Consider the following 21,305-nt stretch of genomic DNA (forward strand, 5'->3'; position numbering starts at 1 on the left):
GAATTCAGTATCCTTTAAAGGCCGCCGGGATAAAAACGGCGGTGCCGCAAGGCACGAAAGAGTTCGCTCTGAGAGCCGTTTTTGGGGACGTTAAACGATCCGTTTAACGTTATTATACCATATTAGAGAAAGCTTTTGCAAACCTGCTAATCCGGGATACGAAGGCGCTGGCCTGGATAGAGGTAATTTGGATCGGCCAGGCGGTTATATTTCGCTAGTTTTTGCCAGGTTGTTCCAAAACGGCTGGCGATTCCGCTTAGGGTATCGCCGCTTTTTACTGTATAGATTCGGTATCTTGGCTTACGCCGGACAGTATCAGAAGATTCGGTAGAGGAACCGCGCCCGGTGAAGCCGTTGAGACTGTTCTCCTTAATAATCTTCGGAAAATCCTCATAGCCATAATCCATATCGCAGTGCCCGTTAACCCCTCTGACTGTACCGGTGCTGGTAAACTGCCACATGTCAAAATCGCCTTCATAGGTGGGGCGGTCATTGTACTGTGCCAGCCAAATGGTGTAGGGATGGATACGGTCATGCTCAAATTTATTGGTGAGCCAGTATTCGCTGGCATAGATTCCAACGAAATACCCGGCACGCTCCAGCTCTTCACAGAACGCTACGGCGACATCGGTTAATTCGCGTTTGCTCAGCGAGGCCTGAGCCTGTGATTCCATATCATAATAAACGGGATATTCAAACTCTTTCCCTTCCAGCCAGCGCAGCAGGTTTCTTGCTTCTTCCCGCGCGTCCTCTGTTGTTGTGGCGTAGCTGAAAAGATATGCCCCGGCAGGCAGGCCAATCCGTTTTGTTTCCCGGTAATTCCGTTCAAAATAGCGGTCACGTTGGTTTTGAAAACGTCCGTAGCCAGCTCGGAGAATTGCAAAGTGGATATTGTCCCGCTTGACCTCATCCCAGTCGATTCTCCCTTGAAATTCCGAAACATCAATGCCTAAGGTTGCCAAGTTCTTCACTCCTTTCAAAATAGGATTTTACTGTACAGCAGATAGAACCGTACCTTTTATTCTATGCCGAGAGAGCGAAAAGTGAAGCCGGCAGGCTGGAGATAAAAGAGACGTCCCGGCTAAATGTCTGCCGGGACGCCTCTTTTATAGAATAAAGCGCATTGTTTTCATTGTTTCCTGAAAGTTTTCACGTTCATATAGGCGGATTGCACCGGCGTTTTCCTGGAGCACAGTGAGCTCAACATATTCGAGCCTTCGTTGTCTGGCCCAATCCTTCACTGCGTTTAAGAGCAGTGTGCCTATACCATGGCTGCGAAACTGAGGATGGACGACAAGATCCATCAAATAGGCATATCGGTGCGGAAGAACGCAGTCAAAAGAAGGTGTTTCTACTTCCTGTACAAGCGCAAAGCCAAGCAGCTTCGACTCTTTTTCTGCCAGCAGGAAATCAGATCGTTTCCCCTTGATCATGGAAAGAATAAATTCCGGGTTTTGTTCCCCGTTCTGATAATAAAACGGCTGAAGCCGATGCATGTCTGAAAATAGAATTTGGTATAATGCCTGAAGCTGCTTCAGGTCGTCCTTTTTTGCAACTGTGATTTTCATAATTCCTCGTAATGGGTGTATTTTTACGTCTCCGCTTTTTTAATCGGATGACGAATAACCGTCTTAAGCTTTTGCGGGTCGCATCTGCGTGCGTCGCTCAGATAAATTTCATGATGATAACGATGGTCAGTGATGTCGGTTTGATATCCTTGTCTTTCGGCATATTCATCCATCAGGCGAATGGTTTCCGGCTCGTTGTCATACGGCCCAATATGCAGGCACTGGACGCAAAGTCCTTCGTGGTAAGTCCAGAATTCCACCTTAGAAAAATCGGTCTTTTTCTTTCCTGCCGCCTCCCGCACAGCCCAGTCAAAGTCCTCTTTTTTTACGAAATCGGGAAGGCGGATCACAGAAATCCATTCAAAATCTTCTTTCCTGCTGTAATCTACACCGGGAGTATCCTTCATCCACCAAAACCCTTCTAAAGGCGGTACAACATACTGAAAATAGCCGTCGATTTTATGGCTGCTCATGCGACTCATTTTAATGGTAAAAGCAATTCCGTAAAGAAGCCCGATCGCCTGTTTATAGGTGCCGTTTTCCTGATTGGGGTCTCCCTTTCCGCGTACTGCAATAAAATTCATAGAAGGAATTTCAATCAGTTCGGGTTTTTGTTTGGGAAGATAGAATTCTTTATATTCTTTTTTGAAGTCAAACGCCATGCTTTACCACCTCTTTCGTTTAGGTTTCTATTTTATTATACCATAAAAATAGTAAATGAAAAGATTTTTCTAGTTTGTGGTCATCCTAGAGATTCTCTCGTTTTAGCAATGAAGGCATATCATTGTTTTTGCACCGGAAACAACGAGATTTTCATTGACCTATAACAGTAATGTGCAAAGCACAGATGGGGCCGCTACGTTGACTGTCCTGCGGCTGAACAGGGAAGTATAGTCAGTTTAATCCAAAGTGTACGTAAAAATGCAGTGGTTAATCAACCACTGCATTTTTATTCTACCGCACGCTGCTGCCGCAGCTATGATTTCCACAGCCATGATCACCGCAACGATGTGCATTGTTTTCATGTTCATGCTCATGGTGGCTGCAATGAACCTCCGGGTTATAGTCCAGCGTACCGCAGAGCAGTGCGTTTACAGCACTGTCAGCCTGTCCTGTAACTCCGCCGTAAAGCTTGATTCCCGCCTGTGCGAGAGCCGTTTGTGCGCCGCCTCCGATTCCTCCGCAAATTAGAACATCCACCTGGTTCATACTTAAAAAACCAGCGAGTGCGCCATGCCCGCTGCCATTGGTGCCAAGGATTTCGGAGCTTACAATTTTGCCGTCCTCGACAGTATAAAGCTTAAACTGTTCGGTGTGGCCAAAGTGCTGAAAAATTTGGCCGTTTTCATAGGTTACTGCAACTTTCATTTACTGATCCTCCGTATGATTCATACTGCATTGATGCTTATGACAGTGCCTGTGACATCCTCTGCCGCATTGTGCCGCATAGTGCTGACAAACAATATAATCCCCGCCGGAAATCATAAATCTTTTTCCGTGGACCAGGGCATCTGCAATTTTTTTCCGGGCTGAATTATAGATTCCCTGGATTGTGGTTCGGGAAACATGCATCTGAACAGCGCATTCCTCCTGTGTAACCCCCTCTAGATCGATCAGCCGGATGGTCTCGTATTCATCCACAGTCAAAGTCACTGGAGCTTCACAGCTTGTATGCATCGGGGCAAATTCTTTATTTTGCGGCATACAGCATACATATCGTTTCTTTTGCGGTCTTGGCATAACATCACCTTGTTTCCGTCATATGTCAGATATAGTATATCATGGTTTCCGACATATGTCAATAATCATATGACTCTAATGCGAAAAAGAATGAAAAAAGGCTGAATTATTTGCTCTAGCCTTTAGTTTTTGTGTTTATTCTGCAAAAGATTTTATAAAATGAAAGAAAAATATAGACAAATTATGAAATGAGTCAATTTTGTTATAGAAAAAATCAAGATCTTTCATTTATGGCCGTTTTATTTTTCACTATAATAGAGATATAAACAAAAAGGAGGCCTAATGATGAAAAAAATTGTTTCACTCATCTTAACCTTAACGATGGCGGTCTGTCTTGCTTCCTGCGGGAGCTCTAATGCGCCCGAAGGCAATAGCGGTCAGCCGTCGTCTGATTCGCCAAGCGGAGAGCTTTCGATCTTAACGTGGTACAGCGACGAGATGATGGAAGCCTGGATCGACCATTATAATGAGCTATACCCGGACGTCAATGTGGAATACCAGTATGCTCAGGCTGTCGCCCCATACATGGAAAAGCTTCAGGGTCTGATTATGTCTAATGAAGTACCGGATATTGTTCTGATGGTAGCGGAGAACCGTTATGATTTTCTGGAGAACGATTATGTGCTGGACTTGACCAACGAAGACGTTGTAGGGAAAATGTCTGAATCTGCCAAAAAACAAATCACGTTTGATGGAAAGATTTACGCGGTTACAACAGGGGGTTCTGTCGGCGGCCTATTGGTTAATATGGATCTCTGGGAACAGGCTGGTTTGCAAGAAGACCCGGCAACCTGGGACGAGTTGGTTGAAGCAATGAAAAAACTCGGGCAGCTGGATGGCGTAACAGGGTTTATCGACAATACAGCCGATGCGGCAATTTCGATAGCTACCCCGCTTTATGCGGCAACCTGGCTGAACAAGGAGCCGGACTACGAGAATCAGGTTGAAGCTGGGGAGAAAACCTACGCTGATTACTGGGAGCCCATCTTCGCCACTCTGAAAACCGACCTTTATGACACTGGCATCATGACTGCAGAGAATATGGGTATTCCGTGGGATACGGTTGTCAATAATTTTGCGCTTGGAAAAGTTGGGATGATTATGGGAGCTTCCTGGAACGTACCAGACATCCAGGCTATTAATCCCGACCTCAACTATAAAGTAATGGGGATTCCGAATGAAGACGGTTCTTCTAAATATTATTGCGGTGACTGTCTGGAACCCTCTATGTGCGTAATGAAGGAAGGGAAGAACCAGGAAAACGCACTGGCGTTCCTAGAAAGCCTGTTTGATGAGGAGAGCCTGACGGCCCAGGAAGAGATTAACGGCATGATCGCCTGTGTGGAAGGGTTTGAAACAAGCTATACAGGGAATGAAATCTTTGGCGAGGCACTGGTAGAGGGAATGGAACCGGGCAACCAGTTTATGCCTCAATCCTACTGGAAGAAGAGCGTTGATGAAATGGTAGCTGCCTATACGCAGAATAACCAAGCGCTGCTCCTGGGTGAAAAAACACCGCAGGAATGTGCGGAAGCATTCGATAAGATTTATAACAGCTAAAGAAGAAAAAGGAGGTTGTTCCCGTCCTTTGGCATAGGGCGGGAACACAGCTATCATGAAGAATCGTTTGCGTAACAAGATATCCTATCAAATTTTTATGCTGCCTGCTTTTTTGCTGTTCACAGTATTTACCGTCGTTCCGCTCATTATGTGCCTGGTTTACAGCTTTACGAATTATTCTTCTCACAGAGAGATGGATTTTGTTGGGCTTGAAAACTATATTAAGGCATTCCAGGATGAGCTTGTACGAAATTCAATTGGATATACGTTGGTATTTACGATAGTAACCACCCTTGGTATTACGGCCCTATCGCTGATTGTAGCGATTCTGTTTGCCCGCGATTCCCATACCGGTGGCTTCCAGCGGGCAGTATTTTATTTTCCATCCTGTATCAGTCTGATGGTAGCCGGTTACGCCTGGAGAAGCTTTTTTGCTTCGGATGAAAATGGGCTGATCAACAAGATCATCTGTTTCTTTGGCGGGAACCAGGTTGGCTGGCTTTCTGATTCTACCGCGGCACAGATTGCGGTTATCATTGTAGCAATCTGGTTTGATCTGGGGTGGTGTGCGGTTCTGTTCTACGCCTATATCCAGTCGATTGATCCGTCCCTTTATGAGGTGGCTAAATTGGATGGGGCAAATGGGTTTCAAAAGGCATGGTATGTAACTATTCCAATGATTGTTCCGGCGATTGCCGTAAACCTGACAGTGCTGCTGTCACAGGGGCTGAAGGTATATGAAATTCCGCAGTCGCTGACAAAAGGCGGCCCGGTTACAGCAACCTACACCATGACCCACGCAATCCTGGTCCGCGGCGTAACCGAATGGAAATTCGGGGAGGCTTCCGCGATCGGCGTGCTGGTGCTGATTATTACCGCAGTGCTCTGCCTGCTTCAAATTAAATTTACCGAGAAAGGGGAAACAGAACTATGAAGAAAAGGGCAAAAAGCTTTCTGATAGATCTGATTATGCTTCCTCTTTGCTTTGTGATTGCATACCCGATCCTTTTTATCCTGATCGGCTCGTTTAAATCGAGAGCGGAATTTGCGAGCAACCCTTATGGCTGGGTGCAGGAATTTAACCTTCAGAACTACATTACCGCTTTTGAGAAATCTCCGTTTCTCAGCCTGCTTTGGAATAACTTAATCATTGCATTCGGATCAGTTATCATTGTAACACTGATTTCGGCAATGGCGGCCTATCCTGTTGTATACCACAAATGCCGGTTTAACAATGTGATGAAGGTTTATCTTCTACTGGGATTTTTTATCCCGTTTCAGGCAACCCTGCTTCCGCTCTATCAGATGTATTCTACGCTGGGATTGATGGATAAGGTAAGCGGAATCGTGCTTCTCTATTCTGCGGGGATTTCTTTGCCGTTTTTCATGTTTGTCGGCTATATGAAAGGGATTCCCCATGAAATGGCAGAGGCAGCCATGATTGATGGCTGTGGAATCGGAAGAATTTTTTTCAGAATCATTTTCCCGCTCACCCGTCCCGTAATGATTACGGTAATTATCTTCACCTTTTTCTCTTCCTGGAACAACTACCTGGCGCCGAGCTTATTTCTGACCAGCAGGGACAAGGGTGTCCTGATCCTCGAGGTAACGCGGGCTGCCACTAAAAATGTTATTGACTGGGGAAGAACCTTTGCAGTTGTTACCATTACCATTATTTTTCCTTTTATTTTTTTCCTCTTTACCCAGAAATACCTGATCAAGGGGATGGCGTCGGGAGGCGTAAAAGGATAAAGTGATAGATAATACATATAACGATAGAATTTGGAGGAGGAAAATATGCTAAAAGCCAAAATGAGCATTGACAGGGCATATCAGATCAGCCCTGTCTGCGAGCATCTGTATGATGCATTTGTAGAGCATCTGGGAAGAGATGTTTACGGCGGTGTTTATGATCCGGAAAGTCCTGTAGCAGACGACATGGGATTTCGCAAGGATTTGCTTGAAATGGTCAGGGAAGTCAGGATTCCTCAGGTTCGTTACCCGGGCGGAAATTTTGCTTCCGGATATCGGTGGGAAGATGGGGTTGGCCCGGTTGAAAACCGTCCCAAACGGCTTGACCTGGCGTTTCAGTCCCTGGAAACAAACCGCATTGGCGTGAATGAATTCCAGGAATGGGCTAAGCGCGCGGGAACAGAAACCATGATGACCGTGAACATGGGTACCAGAGATATTGAAGCGGCACAAAGTCTTTTTGAATACTGCAATTTCAAAGGCGGAACCTACTGGAGCGACCTGCGGATCAAGCATGGGTTTAAGGAACCATACAACATTAAAACATGGTGTCTTGGCAACGAGATGGACGGGACATGGCAGATTGGGCATCATTCGGCGGATTTTTACGGGCAGCGCGCAACGGAAACTGCAAAAATGTTCAAATGGATGAATCCGGATACAGAAATCATTATGTGCGGGACCTCAAGCCAGAGTCAGAAAACACTGGGAACATGGGAGACCGGTGTGCTGGAGCATGCCTATGACCACGTCGATTTGATGGATATGCACATCTATTTTAAAAATTATATCAATGATACGCAGAATTTCCTTTCCAGCGCATTAACCTTTGACCGCTATATCAGCGATGGCTTAGCCGCACTGGACTATATGAAGGCAATCAAGCATAGCAACCGTACTATTAATCTGGCATTTAACGAATGGAATGTATGGTTCATTCTGGAGGATACGGACGCACGCACCAAAGACCAGCTTTGGGGTCCGGCTCCGTCCCTGCTGGAGGATTATTTTACCTTTGAGGATGCGCTGGTGGTAGGGGATATGCTGATTTCGATGCTCAAACGCGCTGACCGCGTAAAAACAGCCTGCATTTCTCAGCTTGTAAATGTCAATGCGCCGTTTATGACTGAAGTCGGCGGAGCCCGGAGCTATAAACAGACTATTTTTTATCCATATCTCCATGCTTCTTTGTATGGGCGCGGAACTGCTCTGACGACGCCGGTAACCTGCGGCCGTTATGACAGTAAGGAATTTACCGATGTACCCTATCTTTCTGCAGTCACTGTATTTGATGAAGAGGCGGAAGAGGTGTCCGTTCTTGCCATTAACCGCAGCGTGTCACAGGAGATGCATCTGTCTGCTGATGTCCGTACCTTCGACGGATATTGCTTGGAAGAACATATCATCTATCACAGTGATGATCCAAAAGCTCACAATTCCTTTGACCAACCGAATCTTGTTGTTCCATATTCTGACTGCAGCAATACAGCATTACAGGATGGGCTACTGGAAACAATACTTCCTGCCATGTCCTGGAACGTTATCCGTTTAAAAAAGAGAAAATAAAAGAGGGAATGATGTCTCATCATTCCGCTCTGGTTTGGGATTTTTGATGCAAGGCCCGGTATTCTGAGGGCGAGAGATGGAAGTGCTTTTTGAAGACGGCGCTGAAATAGCTTTCGTCTTTAAACCCCAGCAGCTGTGCGATTTCATAAATTTTGGTGTGAGAGTTTTCGAGCATGTCCTTTGCTTTATAAAGGCGCTGGGATTTGATATAATTCCCAAAAGTTTGTCCGGTATATTTTTTAAACTGACGGCAGAACACATATTTGTTGACATAGAACCTTTGCTCGATTAAATCCAGAGAGATTGCCTCGTTCAGATGGTCGTCCAGATAATTTTTGATCTCGCGCAGGGTTCTGGTGTTGGTTTGGGTATAATTCTCTCCCTTTTTTAGGGTAAAAGACAGCATGTCGTTTAATGCCTGATGAAGATCGTCAATAGTTCCGTACTGCTCAAAATCGTGGATGGTTAGATCCTCCAAATTTATGGTGCAGAGCGGGTCAATAAACTTAAACATCCGGTCAAGGGAATTAAAGAAACGGAATACTGCTTCGTATACCAATTTGGGAAGAATAGAGTGCTTAGTAAAACAGGCGATATATCGGTCAATGGTCTGAAAAAGCTCCTCTTCGGAGTAGCCTGTCAGGATCGCGTTGGTGATCTCTTTTTCTGATTGAATCAGAGATACATAATCATATTCCATCTGAAACAGGTTTTCAAAATAAAAGGAGACTTCCTGCTTTTGATAGAAGTTGATCATGGTTGAAAGTTTGGCTTCCTGGAAAGAACGCAGAAAATCAGGATTTTCCTGCAATGAGATATGCCGGCTGATTCCGATGCCATATTCGACGATGCAGTCTACCTGTTTCAACTCCGTTACGAGCTGCTCCAACAGGGACTCTTTCACAATGGGACACAATAGAATAATCTCGCCATCCAGATCGATGGGTGCAAAAGGAGTTTTCAAATGTGAGCTGGCAAAATTTTGAATGGTTATTAAATGCTCCTTCTTGAAAGGCCGGGAAGCACAGAAAAACAAGAGATAAAGAGACTGGATATCAATCATCCGGAGCTGCATAGATAGGGCCTGGCCGTCTTTTAAAGACTGGCTGCCGGAACGAACTATTTTTTCCAGGGAGGAATTGCTGTCAGCGAGAACTTTTGTGGCCGCCTCCCTTGCCGTCTGGCGGATAAAGGCCTTGGGGGAGGCAAGGAATTCCTGTTCTGGAATAAGCCGTTCAAAGGAGAGGAAGGTCAGGATTGGAAATAAGCATGGTTCGATTTGTTCTGCGACTAAAACGAGATGCTTTTGATGCTGAAGCTCTGAAAGGGTTTCCTCATCAAGGGCGCAGAGAAGCCTTGCTTCAATCAGGATCAGTACAAAACTGTGCGCGCGGATGGAACTGAGCAGCTGCTTAGAATCTGTGACAGCATCAATTTGGAAATCGTCATCCTTTAGCTGCAATGGATAGGATTCAGAAAACACAAGGCAATTCATGATGAGTAACTCCTCTCGAATTTCTTCTCTTATTGTATCATAGCCCGCAATCCAATAGCAAGGAGGAAATAAATGAACTACAAAACGAAACCTATTATTACAGTATTTTGCATGGCCGCCATGTTCCTATTTGCTGTTTCCTGCACATTGATCGGCAACCTGCTTCCCAATGTAATTGGGGAATTTCAGATTACCCTGAGCCGGGCCGGCGTCGTAACAGTAGCGCAAAATTTTGGCGGGATTCTGGCGTTGATCTTTTGCGGTTTTCTCTCTGACCGGTTTGGGAAACTGCGGGTGATTTTAGTTATATTTTCCATGATGATGCTTGCCTTGTGCGGCTGTTTTATCATTCACCGATTCACAGGCTTTATTATTGCCGCAATGGTGATTGGTCTGGCAGCTTCTTCGCTCAATATGCTGATTTCTGCATATTTGTCCGATTTGTACCCGGAAAAAAGCCATTTCTACATCAACATGGGCGGCGTGTTTTTTGGAATAGGATCAGTCACTGCTCCGATATACCTGCTAGCGGCGGCTCGTTTTAAAATAGGCTGGCGGATTGATTTCGGTATTTTGGGAGTGATCAGCCTGATAGTGTTGGCTTTCTTTCTGATCCTGCTTTTTCGGGCTCCTCATCCGGGACATGAAAAATCCGGACTTTCAGAATCGCTGCGTTTGCAGTCAATATTTCAGAACCTGAAGCATCCAAAATTATGGCTTTTTGCCTCGATTGGATTCCTTTATATGGCGCACAGCAGCTCATTCATGGGATGGATTCCCACTTATCTTTCCCAACGGTTTCCGGATCAGACAACGATGAACAATAATATTATGGCTGTCTATTGGGCCGGAATATTGGGCAGCAGGCTGATGATGACCTTCCTGTCCGGAAAAATAAAACCCAAGCAGTATTTAATATTTGGAAATGCCTTGGGCGGAATAGTTATGCTTGGCAGCACTTTTCTCCAGGGAACGATGCTGTTGCTGGCCTTTCTGCTGCTGGGGCTGATAACAGGGGCAATTTTTCAGGTTTGCCTGGCGTTGACCTGTCAGAGCTTTCCCCATATTTCGGGAACTGCTTCTTCTGTTGTCGCACTCAGCGCCTCAGCCGGCGGAACCTTTTGTTGTTGGCTTGTTGGATTTGTTGCAGAGCAGCTTGGCTTTTTTGCAGCGCTTTCCATACAGGCCGTAGTATTGCTGCTGATCGTACCAATTACAATATTTGGGATTCGAAATCCCACAAATACATAGAGGGAGAATATATTTTATGCTGGATCATGTCGCGTTGGTAACAGACGACCTTGAGAAATTAAAGAATTTTTATAGGCAGTATTTTGGAGGAGCACCGGAAGATAACTGGACAGATGGTACTGTCGAAATCTGCTTCATCAATTTTGAAAACGGAACCCGCATTGAACTGCAGAAAAGGGAACAGCCCGCCCGGCATGAGATTGACCGGGAAAACAGTTATGGAATCGCGCACATTGCATTTATGGCAAAAAGCCGGAAGGAGGTGCGGGAGAGGACGGAAAAGCTGGTTGCTGCGGGTGTGGCGTTACGCAGTGGACCGACCGCATATGGCAAGGATTTTTTTGAAAGCAGTTTTTTTGATCCGGACGGAAATATTATCGAGTTAACCGTCGGAAGCCATTATATTCATATTGATGAAACAGAGTAAGAGTGTATCGGGGAGTTTCATTCCTCTCCGCCAAAACAAACAGCGAGCAGAATTTTTAGCTTGAAAATTCTGCTCGCTGTTTGTTTTGGCGAAAATTCGGAGCAATAAGATAGAATTATAAAACAATAAAAACATGGATAAAAACATTGACATTTATCTTGCGCTCAAGCGAAAAAGCAGTTATGATAGGGATGGATAAGCCTTTTGCCGAGAGCGGCTTGGATCGTATAATAAACCGTGCTGATGCAGTGCGGAAATAAAAATAGATAAGGTGGGAAACAAAAAATGTTTGATGGGCTAAATATGAATATGGGAACACTTCCGCTGCTTTCCAACGCGGTTACCCGTTCCATCAGCCCGGAAAATTTCCGGGGCGAAAAGGGGAAAGGCGGGATGTGCGGACTGGAAAATGGCATTGCAAGGGAAGCGGCGCGGGATTTGGGCAGAGGCTGGAAGGTGAATCCCTATATCCGCATCCCGGCAAAAGGCACGTTTGAGATCGCTGATATTGATGGGCCGGGAGCAATCCAGCATATCTGGCTGACGCCAACGGGTACATGGAGATACCTGATAATCCGTATGTATTGGGACGGGCAGGAAACGCCGTCAGTAGAATGCCCGATTGGAGATTTTTTCTGCGCCGGCTGGAATGAGTACACACAGATCAATTCCCTGGCGGTCTGCGTTAATCCGGGCAGTGCGCTTAACTGCTACTGGACGATGCCGTTTCGAAAAAAATGCCGTATTACGCTGGAAAATCTGGCGGAGGACGATACGACAGTCTATTATCAGATCGACTATACCCTTACTGAGGTTCCAGAGGAGTGCGGCTATTTTCATGCGCAGTTCAGAAGAGTGAACCCTTTGCCATACAAGCAGAACTATATAATCCTGGACGGGGTGGAAGGAAAGGGGCAGTATGCAGGCACCTACCTGGCCTGGGGTGTCAACAACAATAACTGGTGGGGAGAAGGAGAAATCAAATTTTTCCTGGATGACGACGGGGAGTTCCCTACCATCTGCGGAACAGGGACAGAGGATTACTTCTGTGGTTCCTATGACTTTGAGGATCCGTTTACCCATGATCAGTATCTGTCCTTCAGCACGCCATATACAGGATTCCATGAAATTCAGACAGACCGTTTGTACCGGGTGCAGAAACGGTTTGGAATGTACCGGTTCCATATCACCGACCCAATCCGGTTTGAAAAGAACTTGAGAGTGACGATTCAGGCGCTGGGCTGGCGGGATAAAGGACGTTACCTGCCCTTGCAGGACGACATTGCTTCGGTCGCATTTTGGTATCAGGCCCTGCCAGCGAAGCCGTTCCCGAAATTGCCTGATAAAGACAGCTTGGAAATTATATGAATAGGCTTGATCAAATGGAAGCAGATGCCGCGTTTATTATTACGAATATAGCTGCATGAAGCAATTCCATCAAATAGAGAAGGCAGGCATTGGAGTCCCCAATGCCTGCCTTCTCTATTTTCAAGCTCTCAGCTCTCATTGTCTCTTCGCTTACGGACTGCCACATGTCCTGCCATCACCTCATGATATCGGAAACAATCCTCCCGGTGGTCGTTGATGATGCCACAGGCCTGCAAGTGGGAATACACTGTGACAGCGCCCATAAACTTCAGCCCACGCTTTTTCATGTCCTTGCTGATCCGTTCGGATAAGCCGTTTTTCGCAGGCAGCTTTCCTTTTTGATGTCCCATATAAAGGTAAGTCCTGCCCTTGGTAAATCCCCACAGATAGGCGCTGAAAGAGCCGAATTCCCGAATAATTTCCTGAAACCGGCAGGCATTATGGATAACCGCCTCGATTTTTCTTCGGGATCTTATCATTCCCTCTGTATTCATGATGCGCTCTATATCAGGCTCCCCATAGGAAGCTACCTTGTTAAAGTCAAAACCGTCAAAGCAAGTGCGGAAAATCTCTCGTTTTTTTATCATCAATTCCCAGCTCAAGCCGCACTGCATGACCTCCATCATAAGGAACTCAAACTGCTTTTGATCATCATATAAGGCGACACCCCATTCTTCATCATGGTAGCGGATCATTTTATCGTTGCCAAGGCACCAGGAACAGCGTTCTGCCATATCTATCATCCTTTTTATTTATAAAATCTCAATATATTATAACAGAATCTATTCTGTTTGTTAAGCTGTTGTATTGCTCTCCATACGTCTAGTAGACCAGGGGGAATTGAGGATGAAGCTGCCTTTTTTATTTTCACAATACTTATAATTTCTGATCGTTGCTTTTTGAGTTTCAAGGGTTGGCCTCTGTTGATATCTATACATTGTTTTTTATTGGCTTAATCCGTTTTCGGAGAGATAAGCATCAATCGCAGCAGTATCCGAGGGTCTTGCAAACAAGCCGTCATGTACATCAGCGCCATCGGCGTTCTCTCTGACGAATTCAATGGAGTTATCAAATTGCTCCGTATCCATAGAAGCCGACTGGGTAAACGGATAAATCTCCTTGCCGGCCAGATCATAGCTCTCCAGGAAAGTGCCGATAATCATGGGAGCGGTGTGCCACCAGATAGGGTAACCCACCACAATGGTATCGTACTGTTCGATAGAATCCGGTAGATTGGCAATCGTTGGGCGGTTATTTTCGTCTCGTTCTGCCTTTGCAATATCGCCTGTTTCGTTATAATCCTCCGGGTAAGGCACTTCGGGAATGATCTCATACAGGTCGCCGCCAACCTGCTCAGCAATATAGGAAGCCATTTCTTCAGTGTTTCCAGACCAGGAGAAGTACACAACCAATGTGCTGCCGTCTGCTGTTTCCAGGGTTTCGCTTTGAACAGAGGAAGAAGCATCACCTTCAGAGGACACCGGCTTCCGCGACTCGGTACTATTACTGCCGGCTGGCGTCCGCCCGCAGGCAGAAAGGGAAAAGGTCATCATGGCGGCCATTATTAGGCTAAGAATTTTTTTGAACATCATAGGTTTCTCACTTTCTTTTATTTCGGCGTTACCTCACAGGCATTCGCAAAGAATTTCGTAAATTTCATCCCGGCTGAGCTCACGGGGACCGCTTTTTATGATATTGCTGGTGTCCGCCACTTTCCGCAGTATCTCCGGTGTGATCTCTACTCTTGATTTCAGCTCTCCCAGCTTTGTAGGCAAACCGCACTCTTTGATCAAGACTGCCAACGCCTCAACACCGGCTTCGGAAGTGTCCATCCCGAACACTTCTCTGGCAAAGCGGGTGAATTTCTCTTGTGCATCCTTCACAATATGGCGGTAGTAGGCCGGATGGATCACCGCCAATCCCTGTCCGTGGCTGCAATCGGTATAAGCGCCAAGCTGATGCTCAATCTGGTGTGCCTGAAAATCCGTCAAACGGCCAACCTTCAAAATTCCATTTTCCGCCATAGCGGAGTCCCACATCAAATTGCCGCGGGCCTGAAGATCATTTTGACTGGCAAGCAAACGGCGCATATTCACAACAGTGTTCCGCATGACTGCCAGCGCCACATCGTCTGACACATGATCTGCATCCGACTGGCCGAAATACGTCTCCATCGCATGGCTCAAGGTATCAAATGCTCCGGAGATCACCTGCATGGTTGGAACGGACATGGTATAAGCCGGGTTCAGCACTGCAAATTTAGGAGCTGCCGCCATAACGCCGGTCTTGATTTGCAATTCCTCATTGGTGATGACTGCCCCGCCGTTCATCTCAGCTCCTGTCCCGGAAGCGGTGACAACAGCGCCAAGGGGGATCGCATCTGTAGGGAATTTGTGCTGGACAAATTCCATGTTCCAGATATCCTCTTTGGTTTTCGCCTGCGCCGCAATGATTTTGCAGCAGTCAATGACTGAACCGCCGCCGACTGCAAGAATGGTATCCGTCTGCTCTTTTCTCGCCAGCGCCGCGCCTTCCTGTACTTTTGCATACGTAGGGTTGGGCATGATTCCGGAGAAATCCACGACCCTTTTTCCCAGTTCCCTCAGAATGGTCATAATTTCATCGTAAATCCCATTTTTCTTTACCGAACCGCCGCCGTAGGCCAGCATGACGGTCTTGCTGGCATGAAGTTCCGTGTTCAATGCCTTTTGGGCAGCGTTCTCTCCAAAGTAGACGTGAGTGGGATAGGTATAAGTAAAATTTTTCATCATATATTCGCCTCTTCACAGTTAGTCGTGGATTTTTCGATTGTTGCACATGCGGACAAACTCAGGCTCGAAATGTTTTACGGCAGTGCCAATATATCCCTGATCCAGAGAAGCAATCTGCTGCATTTCCTCATCCGTAAGGGTGAAATCCCAGATGTTAATATTTTCTTCAATACGCTCTTTGTGGGTGGATTTCGGAATGACTGCCACACCCCGTTGGACATTCCAGCGGAGGATGACCTGTCCAATGGTCTTGCCGTGGTTCTCTGCAATCTTCCCCAGCATTTCATCCTCAAAAGGCCGGTACCGGCCGCCGCCCAGCGGAGCCCACGCTTCCGGAACAACCCGGTAACGCTTCATGGTTTCCAACGCCGTCTCCTGGGTGAAGTAGGGATGAAGTTCTACCTGATTCACCATGGGACAGATTTCCACCGTTTCACAGAAATTGGTGAGGACATGGGGATAGAAGTTAGACACACCGATTGCTTTCAGTTTTCCTTCCCGGCAGGCATCCTCCATTGCCCGCCATGCGCTGAAATAGTCCTTCATTGCCTGATGTAGCAGATACAAATCCAGGTAATCAAGTCCTGTCTTTTCCAACGAAGCGTCGATGGCAGCCTCAGCCGTTTCATAATTCTGCATATCCTGCACCCACATTTTGGAGGTGATAAACAGCTCCTCTCTGGTGCAGATTCCTTCTGCGATGGCCTCCCGTACCGCTTCTCCCACAGCGTCCTCGTTGGTATAGGAGGCAGCGGTATCAATTAACCGGTAGCCTGCCCGAATCGCGTCCAGCACAGAACGTTTGCATTCTTCCTTGTCGCGGACTTGGAAAACGCCAAAGCCTTCCATGGGCATTTTCAGTCCGTTTTGTAATGTGACAGTTTGCATAATGATTCCTCCTCTTTATTCTGCTTTTGCAGCGATCTCGTCAATGACCATCATTGCGTTTAGAGAACGAGGATATCCGATATATGGCATACACTGCTCCACAACGCTGTAAAGCTTTTCTTTTCCGTTGCCCACGCCAAAATTTCCTGCCGTATGACCCCGAAGCTGGTTTTCACAACCGCCCTGCGCCAGAAGAAAACAGAAGGTAATCATCTCCCGTTCCTGATCATTCAGACCGGTGCGGGTGTAGTAGTCGCCAAAGCAGTTGTCCGCCAGCCATCGGTTGATGTTGCGGCGCAGGGGCGGTGCATCCGTCTGGCGCTTTGCCATTCCTTCCCCGAACAGTGCCACCTGCTTGGCCAGCCCTTGCTCAAACCGGGTATTTCTATCAGTGGTACCCTGTGGTGTAAGGGGAAGCGGGATGCCATGCTGCTCCATGATTTCGTTTGCAGCAAGCAGAAAATCATGAACCCGGCCGATCCCCAGGTAAGCAGCCGCCTGATACAGAAGTTCTTTGACGGCAACGGGATCGATCCCCGTGTCCAAAGCCGCGTGAAGGAGATTCCGAAATTCTCCGATACCCTGGCAGCCCAACATGGCGGAAAGAATGCACAGCATACGCTCCTTCTCGGTTAATTTACCGGCCTGTACAGCCTCGCCCTGTGCGAAATTCTCGGCGATTTCCAGAAATTCCGGATCGGTCTGTACCAGCCGTTTCCGGCTTTCGCGGAAGATGTCCTGTGCTTTTTTCTGTGTATCTCTGTCCATTTCAAACACCCCTTTACCTATCGCATGAAATTGGTTAAGATTTTTTGGTTTTCCGGATGATGCAAGCCATGCCGCTTCCCTAAGTCGATACATTTCAGCATCCATGCCATGTTTTTCCCAATGTTATACATGGTCATCAATCCCTCTTTATCCATCTGAACCTCTTGCGGCTGCTGGCCGTAGACATGGTTCCAGTAGGTAGAGGAAACCACCGGCATGGAACAGATGGTAAAGTATTTGTTGATGACATCAAAGGAAGCGGTTGTACCGGCACGCCTTGCACTTAACACAGCGGCAGCCGGTTTGAAAGCGAAAGCACCGCCGCCAGAGTAAAAGGCCCGGTCCATAAAGGTGAGCAGCCGGCCGCTGGGATGAGCAAAATATACTGGCGAGCCAAATACAAAGCCATCCGCAGATTTTGCCTTTTCCACAAACGCATTAACAACATCGTGGAAGATACAGCTTCCAGTTTCTTTACATTTGCGGCAGGCAATACAATCCGGCAGGACCTCGTTGCCGATAAAAAGCTGTTCCGTTTCAATTTCTTCTTCCTGTAAGGCTCGTTCTACTTCATACAGGGCCGTACTGGTGCAGCCTTTTTTCCGGGAACTACCATTCACAAGCAATACCCTCATTCATCATCATATCCCTTCATTGTATTTTGGCGCTTTTTATGTTATAATCCGATCATCATAACCGGTTTATATTATCGATTATATTTTCCGGTTGTTACTACCGGTCAAGAGGCTTTTAGAAAAAAATTAAAAATTTTTTATGAATAAATGAGGAGAATGACATGATTTATACGATGATGCAGGTCTGCCGGGAACTTGACATGACCTATCAGACTTTGAAATTTTATTGTAACGAGGGGTTGGTTCCTAATGTAAAACGCGATAGCAACAACAGGCGAATTTTTGATGAACATGATGTGAAATGGATCAAAGATCTCACCTGTTTAAAAAAATGTGGAATGAGTATTCAGGAAATGAAAGAATACCTTGCTTTGTGTTTGCAGGGAGCTGAGACGATTACTAAGCGTAAAGAAATGCTGGCAAAAAAGCAGGAATCCCTGCGCGCATCTATCAAAGAGTTAGAGGACAGCGTTGCCTATATCGAATGGAAGCAGAATTTCTATGATGAGGTGCTTTCGGGAAAACGACCTTATGTAAGCAATCTAATTCAGGGAAAGAAAGTTTAAAAAGGCTTTGCTTTTCCATCTGTGTTATTTATGCGATGATTCTTTGCCTTGGCATTACGGTTTTTTAATTTTTATATTTTGACATCATCTTCAAACAAATAATAATACGCGTTACGATATAAAAACAGAGGACGAAATCTGGAAATCTCATTTTGAGTTCCAAATATCGTCCTCTGTTCCATTGTTTCCTTCGTCTGAAAAAACTTTTATGACACAGAAAGGAGTGAAAAGCCTGTCTGACAAATCAGTTCGAATCAGGTAACGTTCTATTTTCGTGTTTTTATAAAAGCATTATCCGCCTAACAAGGATTTAACGACGGCAAAAAATCCCGGTTATAATCCGAACTTTTTGGTTCGAATTATAACCGGGATTCAGTTGGGCTAGGGTGACGGAATTGTTACCCTGTGATTCAGAAGAAAAATGAGAATTAGGGGTTCAGATTTGGTCACTTTTTTATTTTTGCATTGCGATTTTCTTAATTTTACTTTTTGATGTCCCATTTTTATAAAAATGAGCAAACCTGGAAAAGTAGCTTTAATACTGGGATTATAACATAAAACAGAGGACGAAATTTGGATGTCTCATTTTTTGAGTTCCAAATTTCGATCTGGGTTTGCTTAAAAATCAAATGAGAATCAGGAAAGTGGATATAACTATTTTCAAATTTTGCATGAAAATGATATATCATCATTTTCTTTTTCTAAATTCATCTCTACTGGAAATCTGTCCCAAACGAACTAATCTTGAAGCGATGGATTCTGTAGATCTTTTAAAGTAAGCACAAATTTCCTTGTTTGTGTACCCCGATTGAAATCTATGGCAAAGTTCTTCCTCTTCTTCTGGCGTCCAGAGCTTTCCGGAATTTTCGACCTTTCTTTTACTATCAGCAGAATGTGTATCAATATAATTCAGTATCGTATATAGGGCTCGCACGACTTCAATCTGATTGCAGCTGTCTTTTTCAGAAAGGACCTCGCCGGTCACAGGGTTGATTCCGTCTGCCAAAGATGTGATCATCTCTTTAGCGCGAACAATATTCATATTCACTTCACCTTCTTTTGACAGTTTTTGATTTCAAAGCCGCATACTTTGAATATTAAAACAGCAGGAAATCGGTTTGAAGTTAAACATTAGTTTTCATATTTTTTAAAAAACTCTCTATGTCGGATTTCGTTTTATCGGATTCCTCCGTCAGCAGACCGTCATCGGTCAAAAGCGGTGTATCCAAAACAGATTTAATGGTGATTGCTACACTTGCGGCGGAAGCAACTGCTTTTTTTGATTCATCACTATATTTGCGATAATCGTCGCCTTCTGTCTTGAAGATATCTTCTATTTTAAAGATGAGCGGCAAAAAGCAGGAATCAAGGCGAGCCAACAAATTGTAAAACAGGTAGGTTCTTCTGCGAATGGTTTCACATTGTAAGGAAGCTGTTTCAAGCTGGGAAGCAATTTGCTGTGCTTCGGAATGATTGGTATATGCTCTTTCAAGTTCTTTTTTTGCAGCGTAACCGGCAACAAGCCCCATAACCATCAAAGCGGGACCGGCGACTAGACCGCCAAGCACGGCGGTACCACCTGCTATTCCCAGTCCTCCTGCCGCTATAGAACCACCGCCGAAAAAGGCAAGTGTGGCATTGGTTGCCGCCGCGCCGCTCAAGGTTGAAATTGCTGTTCCGGTAGATGCGCAGGCTAATGCCTGAGCTGCCCCATAAGCGCCGAATGCCACCAAAGCTCCGCCGGCTGTTCCGGCAGCAGTGCCGCCCGCAAGCGAACCGGCAAAATGAACCATGGCTTTTAACTTCACAAATTCTTGATTGTCAATATGGAGTTTCTTGAGTTCGTCTAATCCTTCGGAATTCTGAAAATCTACATTTTTGATTTTGGTGAAAGTTTCCAGGAATTCGTTAATGGTATGATTCAGAACGAATAGTTTTTCTTCTCCTAATTTTTGAAGCGAAACGCTGCAGGCGAGTCTTTGAGCATTTAGCTGCTCGGTAGAAGATTCAATCAGTTCATTTGCGGTTTCATTGACTTGCTTTGCTGTGTGATAATCCACACCGGCTTTTACTCCCTTACCGATTCCCAAGCCTCCTGTTGCGGCAGCGACCCCGATGCCGATAAATAAAACGGGTAATGGCATAAAAAACACCTCCTACAGTGAAATCAGCGCCATGACGCTGTCCATGATTGTCTTTTTACGCTCATTGATTTCATTTACATGAGCCTCGATAGTTAAATAAGGTCTGTTGGTAGTTTTGATCCAAACGAGTTCTTTTTCTAAGTCCAATACCGTTAAAATGCTGCTCTGCATTTCCAAATAGATCGCTTGATCGACATTGCATTTTTCTACAACATAATTGATCAAATCCTGTTCCGCTTGATTGTAACTTTCGTCGCTGTAAGCAACAGTCAGTAAATCCCACACCAGCAGCTTTGGGGTGATGATAGCTTCATCTGTTCCATGAGAATGAATGATAGCGCTGTCAATACCAGAACGTAAGGCGGCTATATATGACTCTTTGCTTGCCATAAGTTCAAGGCTGATCTTACATTCACTGATAATATCAGCCTTTACCTGTTCAAAATTCGGATCGAGTTCCTTGCCGATAGCGTCAAACTTTTCTTCTTCACCGTGAAAGATCTCGCCGTCAGCGGCCATGAGATAATAGATGATTTTTAAAGCATTTCTCACAGAGAGGGCAAAGTGATCTTGCCCGTTTTTTCCCCCCGTATAGTCTTTTTTTTGAAAGAATTCTTTCATTTGTTTGGTGGCCTTACCGCTAGTCTCTGCAAACTTATCCTTTACTTTCTCAGCGATATTCTGAAGATGCTCTTTCGTTTCGGCGGTGTTGATGTCTTTCACTTTGTCTCGAACAGTATCGGATGCTGTGTGCAAAGATTTTTTCAGTTCGTTTCTAAAATCTGTCATTGGCATGGTTTGACCTC

The 21,305-nt window shown here is 45.6% G+C and carries 23 protein-coding genes; 8 read left to right on the forward strand and 15 right to left on the reverse strand.

Translation table 11 applies throughout. The features are described 5' to 3' along the window. Window positions 1-146: 146 nt before the first annotated feature. The 5 genes from CZ360_RS08065 to CZ360_RS14200 form a co-directional block, all read right to left on the reverse strand. Entirely contained in the window at window positions 147-962 is an 816-nt protein-coding gene (locus CZ360_RS08065) for a GH25 family lysozyme (protein ID WP_143530194.1), read from the reverse strand. Window positions 963-1,106: 144 nt separating this feature from the next. Then, window positions 1,107-1,568: a GNAT family N-acetyltransferase gene (locus CZ360_RS08070; RefSeq protein ID WP_077533639.1), complete on the reverse strand. Its 462-nt coding sequence runs from the start codon at window positions 1,566-1,568 to the stop codon at window positions 1,107-1,109. 23 nt (window positions 1,569-1,591) lie between these two features. Further along, the gene (locus CZ360_RS08075; RefSeq protein ID WP_077533640.1) at window positions 1,592-2,230 is read right to left on the reverse strand and encodes a GyrI-like domain-containing protein; all 639 of its coding nucleotides are present in this window, start codon (window positions 2,228-2,230) and stop codon (window positions 1,592-1,594) included. Window positions 2,231-2,522: 292 nt separating this feature from the next. After that, the gene (locus CZ360_RS14195; RefSeq protein ID WP_205411112.1) at window positions 2,523-2,936 is read right to left on the reverse strand and encodes a NifB/NifX family molybdenum-iron cluster-binding protein; all 414 of its coding nucleotides are present in this window, start codon (window positions 2,934-2,936) and stop codon (window positions 2,523-2,525) included. Further along, window positions 2,937-3,308 carry a DUF134 domain-containing protein gene (locus tag CZ360_RS14200; protein ID WP_205411113.1) on the reverse strand — a complete coding sequence of 124 codons (372 nt, stop codon included), beginning with the start codon at window positions 3,306-3,308 and terminating at the stop codon, window positions 2,937-2,939. It abuts the gene before it with no gap. 282 nt (window positions 3,309-3,590) lie between these two features. On the opposite strand from CZ360_RS14200, the gene CZ360_RS08085 reads away from it, so the two are divergent. From CZ360_RS08085 to arfA, 4 genes are read left to right on the forward strand one after another with little or no spacing between them, the layout of a single operon-like run. Then, window positions 3,591-4,868, forward strand: a complete 1,278-nt coding sequence (locus CZ360_RS08085) for an ABC transporter substrate-binding protein (protein ID WP_077533641.1) — start codon at window positions 3,591-3,593, stop codon at window positions 4,866-4,868. A 55-nt stretch (window positions 4,869-4,923) separates the two neighbouring features. Then, the gene (locus CZ360_RS08090) at window positions 4,924-5,802 is read left to right on the forward strand and encodes a carbohydrate ABC transporter permease (protein WP_077533642.1); all 879 of its coding nucleotides are present in this window, start codon (window positions 4,924-4,926) and stop codon (window positions 5,800-5,802) included. Continuing rightward, on the forward strand, window positions 5,799-6,620 hold the full coding sequence (locus CZ360_RS08095) for a carbohydrate ABC transporter permease (protein ID WP_077533643.1): 822 nt from the start codon (window positions 5,799-5,801) through the stop codon (window positions 6,618-6,620). The genes CZ360_RS08090 and CZ360_RS08095 overlap by 4 nt, the downstream gene beginning before the upstream one ends. A gap of 45 nt (window positions 6,621-6,665) precedes the next feature. Beyond that, window positions 6,666-8,186: an arabinosylfuranosidase ArfA gene (arfA, locus tag CZ360_RS08100; RefSeq protein WP_077533804.1), complete on the forward strand. Its 1,521-nt coding sequence runs from the start codon at window positions 6,666-6,668 to the stop codon at window positions 8,184-8,186. Between the two features lie 19 nt (window positions 8,187-8,205). Here arfA and CZ360_RS08105 read toward each other — a convergent pair whose 3' ends face one another. After that, a complete protein-coding gene (locus CZ360_RS08105; RefSeq protein ID WP_077533644.1) occupies window positions 8,206-9,681 on the reverse strand; it encodes a helix-turn-helix transcriptional regulator in 1,476 nt (491 codons plus the stop codon). 72 nt (window positions 9,682-9,753) lie between these two features. Here CZ360_RS08105 and CZ360_RS08110 point away from each other — a divergent pair, with 72 nt between their 5' ends. From CZ360_RS08110 to CZ360_RS08120, 3 genes are all read left to right on the forward strand, one after another. Continuing rightward, a complete protein-coding gene (locus tag CZ360_RS08110) occupies window positions 9,754-10,932 on the forward strand; it encodes an MFS transporter (protein ID WP_077533645.1) in 1,179 nt (392 codons plus the stop codon). A gap of 16 nt (window positions 10,933-10,948) precedes the next feature. Then, window positions 10,949-11,359: a VOC family protein gene (locus CZ360_RS08115; protein ID WP_077533646.1), complete on the forward strand. Its 411-nt coding sequence runs from the start codon at window positions 10,949-10,951 to the stop codon at window positions 11,357-11,359. A gap of 285 nt (window positions 11,360-11,644) precedes the next feature. Continuing rightward, window positions 11,645-12,727 (forward strand): glycoside hydrolase family 172 protein, encoded by a 1,083-nt coding sequence (locus CZ360_RS08120; RefSeq protein ID WP_077533647.1) that lies wholly within the window; start codon window positions 11,645-11,647, stop codon window positions 12,725-12,727. 128 nt (window positions 12,728-12,855) lie between these two features. Here the strand turns inward: CZ360_RS08120 and CZ360_RS08125 are convergent, their stop codons facing one another. The 6 genes from CZ360_RS08125 to CZ360_RS08150 form a co-directional block, all read right to left on the reverse strand. After that, a complete protein-coding gene (locus tag CZ360_RS08125) occupies window positions 12,856-13,461 on the reverse strand; it encodes a DNA-3-methyladenine glycosylase I (RefSeq protein ID WP_077533648.1) in 606 nt (201 codons plus the stop codon). 210 nt (window positions 13,462-13,671) lie between these two features. Beyond that, a complete protein-coding gene (locus CZ360_RS08130; RefSeq protein WP_077533649.1) occupies window positions 13,672-14,319 on the reverse strand; it encodes a flavodoxin in 648 nt (215 codons plus the stop codon). Between the two features lie 33 nt (window positions 14,320-14,352). Then, window positions 14,353-15,495: an iron-containing alcohol dehydrogenase gene (locus CZ360_RS08135; RefSeq protein WP_077533805.1), complete on the reverse strand. Its 1,143-nt coding sequence runs from the start codon at window positions 15,493-15,495 to the stop codon at window positions 14,353-14,355. Between the two features lie 21 nt (window positions 15,496-15,516). After that, complete coding sequence (locus CZ360_RS08140) at window positions 15,517-16,386, reverse strand: aldo/keto reductase (RefSeq protein ID WP_077533650.1); 870 nt, start codon at window positions 16,384-16,386, stop codon at window positions 15,517-15,519. A gap of 15 nt (window positions 16,387-16,401) precedes the next feature. Continuing rightward, window positions 16,402-17,154, reverse strand: coding sequence for a carboxymuconolactone decarboxylase family protein (locus tag CZ360_RS08145; protein WP_077533651.1), 753 nt, complete (start codon window positions 17,152-17,154; stop codon window positions 16,402-16,404). 17 nt (window positions 17,155-17,171) lie between these two features. Continuing rightward, window positions 17,172-17,789: a flavodoxin family protein gene (locus CZ360_RS08150; protein WP_077533652.1), complete on the reverse strand. Its 618-nt coding sequence runs from the start codon at window positions 17,787-17,789 to the stop codon at window positions 17,172-17,174. A 161-nt stretch (window positions 17,790-17,950) separates the two neighbouring features. On the opposite strand from CZ360_RS08150, the gene CZ360_RS08155 reads away from it, so the two are divergent. Then, complete coding sequence (locus tag CZ360_RS08155; RefSeq protein WP_077533653.1) at window positions 17,951-18,355, forward strand: MerR family transcriptional regulator; 405 nt, start codon at window positions 17,951-17,953, stop codon at window positions 18,353-18,355. A 688-nt stretch (window positions 18,356-19,043) separates the two neighbouring features. Here CZ360_RS08155 and CZ360_RS08160 read toward each other — a convergent pair. From CZ360_RS08160 to CZ360_RS08170, 3 genes are all read right to left on the reverse strand, one after another. Then, window positions 19,044-19,397 carry a hypothetical protein gene (locus CZ360_RS08160; protein WP_077533654.1) on the reverse strand — a complete coding sequence of 118 codons (354 nt, stop codon included), beginning with the start codon at window positions 19,395-19,397 and terminating at the stop codon, window positions 19,044-19,046. Window positions 19,398-19,479: 82 nt separating this feature from the next. Continuing rightward, entirely contained in the window at window positions 19,480-20,499 is a 1,020-nt protein-coding gene (locus tag CZ360_RS08165; protein ID WP_077533655.1) for a hypothetical protein, read from the reverse strand. A gap of 12 nt (window positions 20,500-20,511) precedes the next feature. Continuing rightward, window positions 20,512-21,294 carry a hypothetical protein gene (locus CZ360_RS08170; RefSeq protein WP_077533656.1) on the reverse strand — a complete coding sequence of 261 codons (783 nt, stop codon included), beginning with the start codon at window positions 21,292-21,294 and terminating at the stop codon, window positions 20,512-20,514. Window positions 21,295-21,305 lie beyond the last annotated feature (11 nt).

It is taken from the genome of Massiliimalia massiliensis, from assembly GCF_900155615.1.
GTDB classification, from domain to species: domain Bacteria; phylum Bacillota; class Clostridia; order Oscillospirales; family Ruminococcaceae; genus Massiliimalia; species Massiliimalia massiliensis.

What these genes read in the sequence shown, in the direction of transcription:
- CZ360_RS08075 (WP_077533640.1), bottom strand. Translation starts at nt 2,230, where the DNA reads ATGGCGTTTGACTTCAAAAAAGAATATAAAGAATTCTATCTTCCCAAA.
- CZ360_RS08120 (WP_077533647.1), top strand. Translation starts at nt 11,645, where the DNA reads ATGTTTGATGGGCTAAATATGAATATGGGAACACTTCCGCTGCTTTCC.
- CZ360_RS08145 (WP_077533651.1), bottom strand. Translation starts at nt 17,154, where the DNA reads ATGGACAGAGATACACAGAAAAAAGCACAGGACATCTTCCGCGAAAGC.
- CZ360_RS08095 (WP_077533643.1), top strand. Translation starts at nt 5,799, where the DNA reads ATGAAGAAAAGGGCAAAAAGCTTTCTGATAGATCTGATTATGCTTCCT.
- CZ360_RS08155 (WP_077533653.1), top strand. Translation starts at nt 17,951, where the DNA reads ATGATTTATACGATGATGCAGGTCTGCCGGGAACTTGACATGACCTAT.
- CZ360_RS08140 (WP_077533650.1), bottom strand. Translation starts at nt 16,386, where the DNA reads ATGCAAACTGTCACATTACAAAACGGACTGAAAATGCCCATGGAAGGC.
- CZ360_RS08105 (WP_077533644.1), bottom strand. Translation starts at nt 9,681, where the DNA reads ATGAATTGCCTTGTGTTTTCTGAATCCTATCCATTGCAGCTAAAGGAT.
- CZ360_RS08130 (WP_077533649.1), bottom strand. Translation starts at nt 14,319, where the DNA reads ATGATGTTCAAAAAAATTCTTAGCCTAATAATGGCCGCCATGATGACC.
- CZ360_RS08085 (WP_077533641.1), top strand. Translation starts at nt 3,591, where the DNA reads ATGATGAAAAAAATTGTTTCACTCATCTTAACCTTAACGATGGCGGTC.
- CZ360_RS08135 (WP_077533805.1), bottom strand. Translation starts at nt 15,495, where the DNA reads ATGAAAAATTTTACTTATACCTATCCCACTCACGTCTACTTTGGAGAG.
- CZ360_RS08125 (WP_077533648.1), bottom strand. Translation starts at nt 13,461, where the DNA reads ATGGCAGAACGCTGTTCCTGGTGCCTTGGCAACGATAAAATGATCCGC.
- CZ360_RS08160 (WP_077533654.1), bottom strand. Translation starts at nt 19,397, where the DNA reads ATGAATATTGTTCGCGCTAAAGAGATGATCACATCTTTGGCAGACGGA.
- CZ360_RS08110 (WP_077533645.1), top strand. Translation starts at nt 9,754, where the DNA reads ATGAACTACAAAACGAAACCTATTATTACAGTATTTTGCATGGCCGCC.
- CZ360_RS08170 (WP_077533656.1), bottom strand. Translation starts at nt 21,294, where the DNA reads ATGCCAATGACAGATTTTAGAAACGAACTGAAAAAATCTTTGCACACA.
- CZ360_RS14200 (WP_205411113.1), bottom strand. Translation starts at nt 3,308, where the DNA reads ATGCCAAGACCGCAAAAGAAACGATATGTATGCTGTATGCCGCAAAAT.
- CZ360_RS08070 (WP_077533639.1), bottom strand. Translation starts at nt 1,568, where the DNA reads ATGAAAATCACAGTTGCAAAAAAGGACGACCTGAAGCAGCTTCAGGCA.
- CZ360_RS08150 (WP_077533652.1), bottom strand. Translation starts at nt 17,789, where the DNA reads ATGAGGGTATTGCTTGTGAATGGTAGTTCCCGGAAAAAAGGCTGCACC.
- arfA (WP_077533804.1), top strand. Translation starts at nt 6,666, where the DNA reads ATGCTAAAAGCCAAAATGAGCATTGACAGGGCATATCAGATCAGCCCT.
- CZ360_RS08165 (WP_077533655.1), bottom strand. Translation starts at nt 20,499, where the DNA reads ATGCCATTACCCGTTTTATTTATCGGCATCGGGGTCGCTGCCGCAACA.
- CZ360_RS08115 (WP_077533646.1), top strand. Translation starts at nt 10,949, where the DNA reads ATGCTGGATCATGTCGCGTTGGTAACAGACGACCTTGAGAAATTAAAG.
- CZ360_RS08090 (WP_077533642.1), top strand. Translation starts at nt 4,924, where the DNA reads ATGAAGAATCGTTTGCGTAACAAGATATCCTATCAAATTTTTATGCTG.
- CZ360_RS14195 (WP_205411112.1), bottom strand. Translation starts at nt 2,936, where the DNA reads ATGAAAGTTGCAGTAACCTATGAAAACGGCCAAATTTTTCAGCACTTT.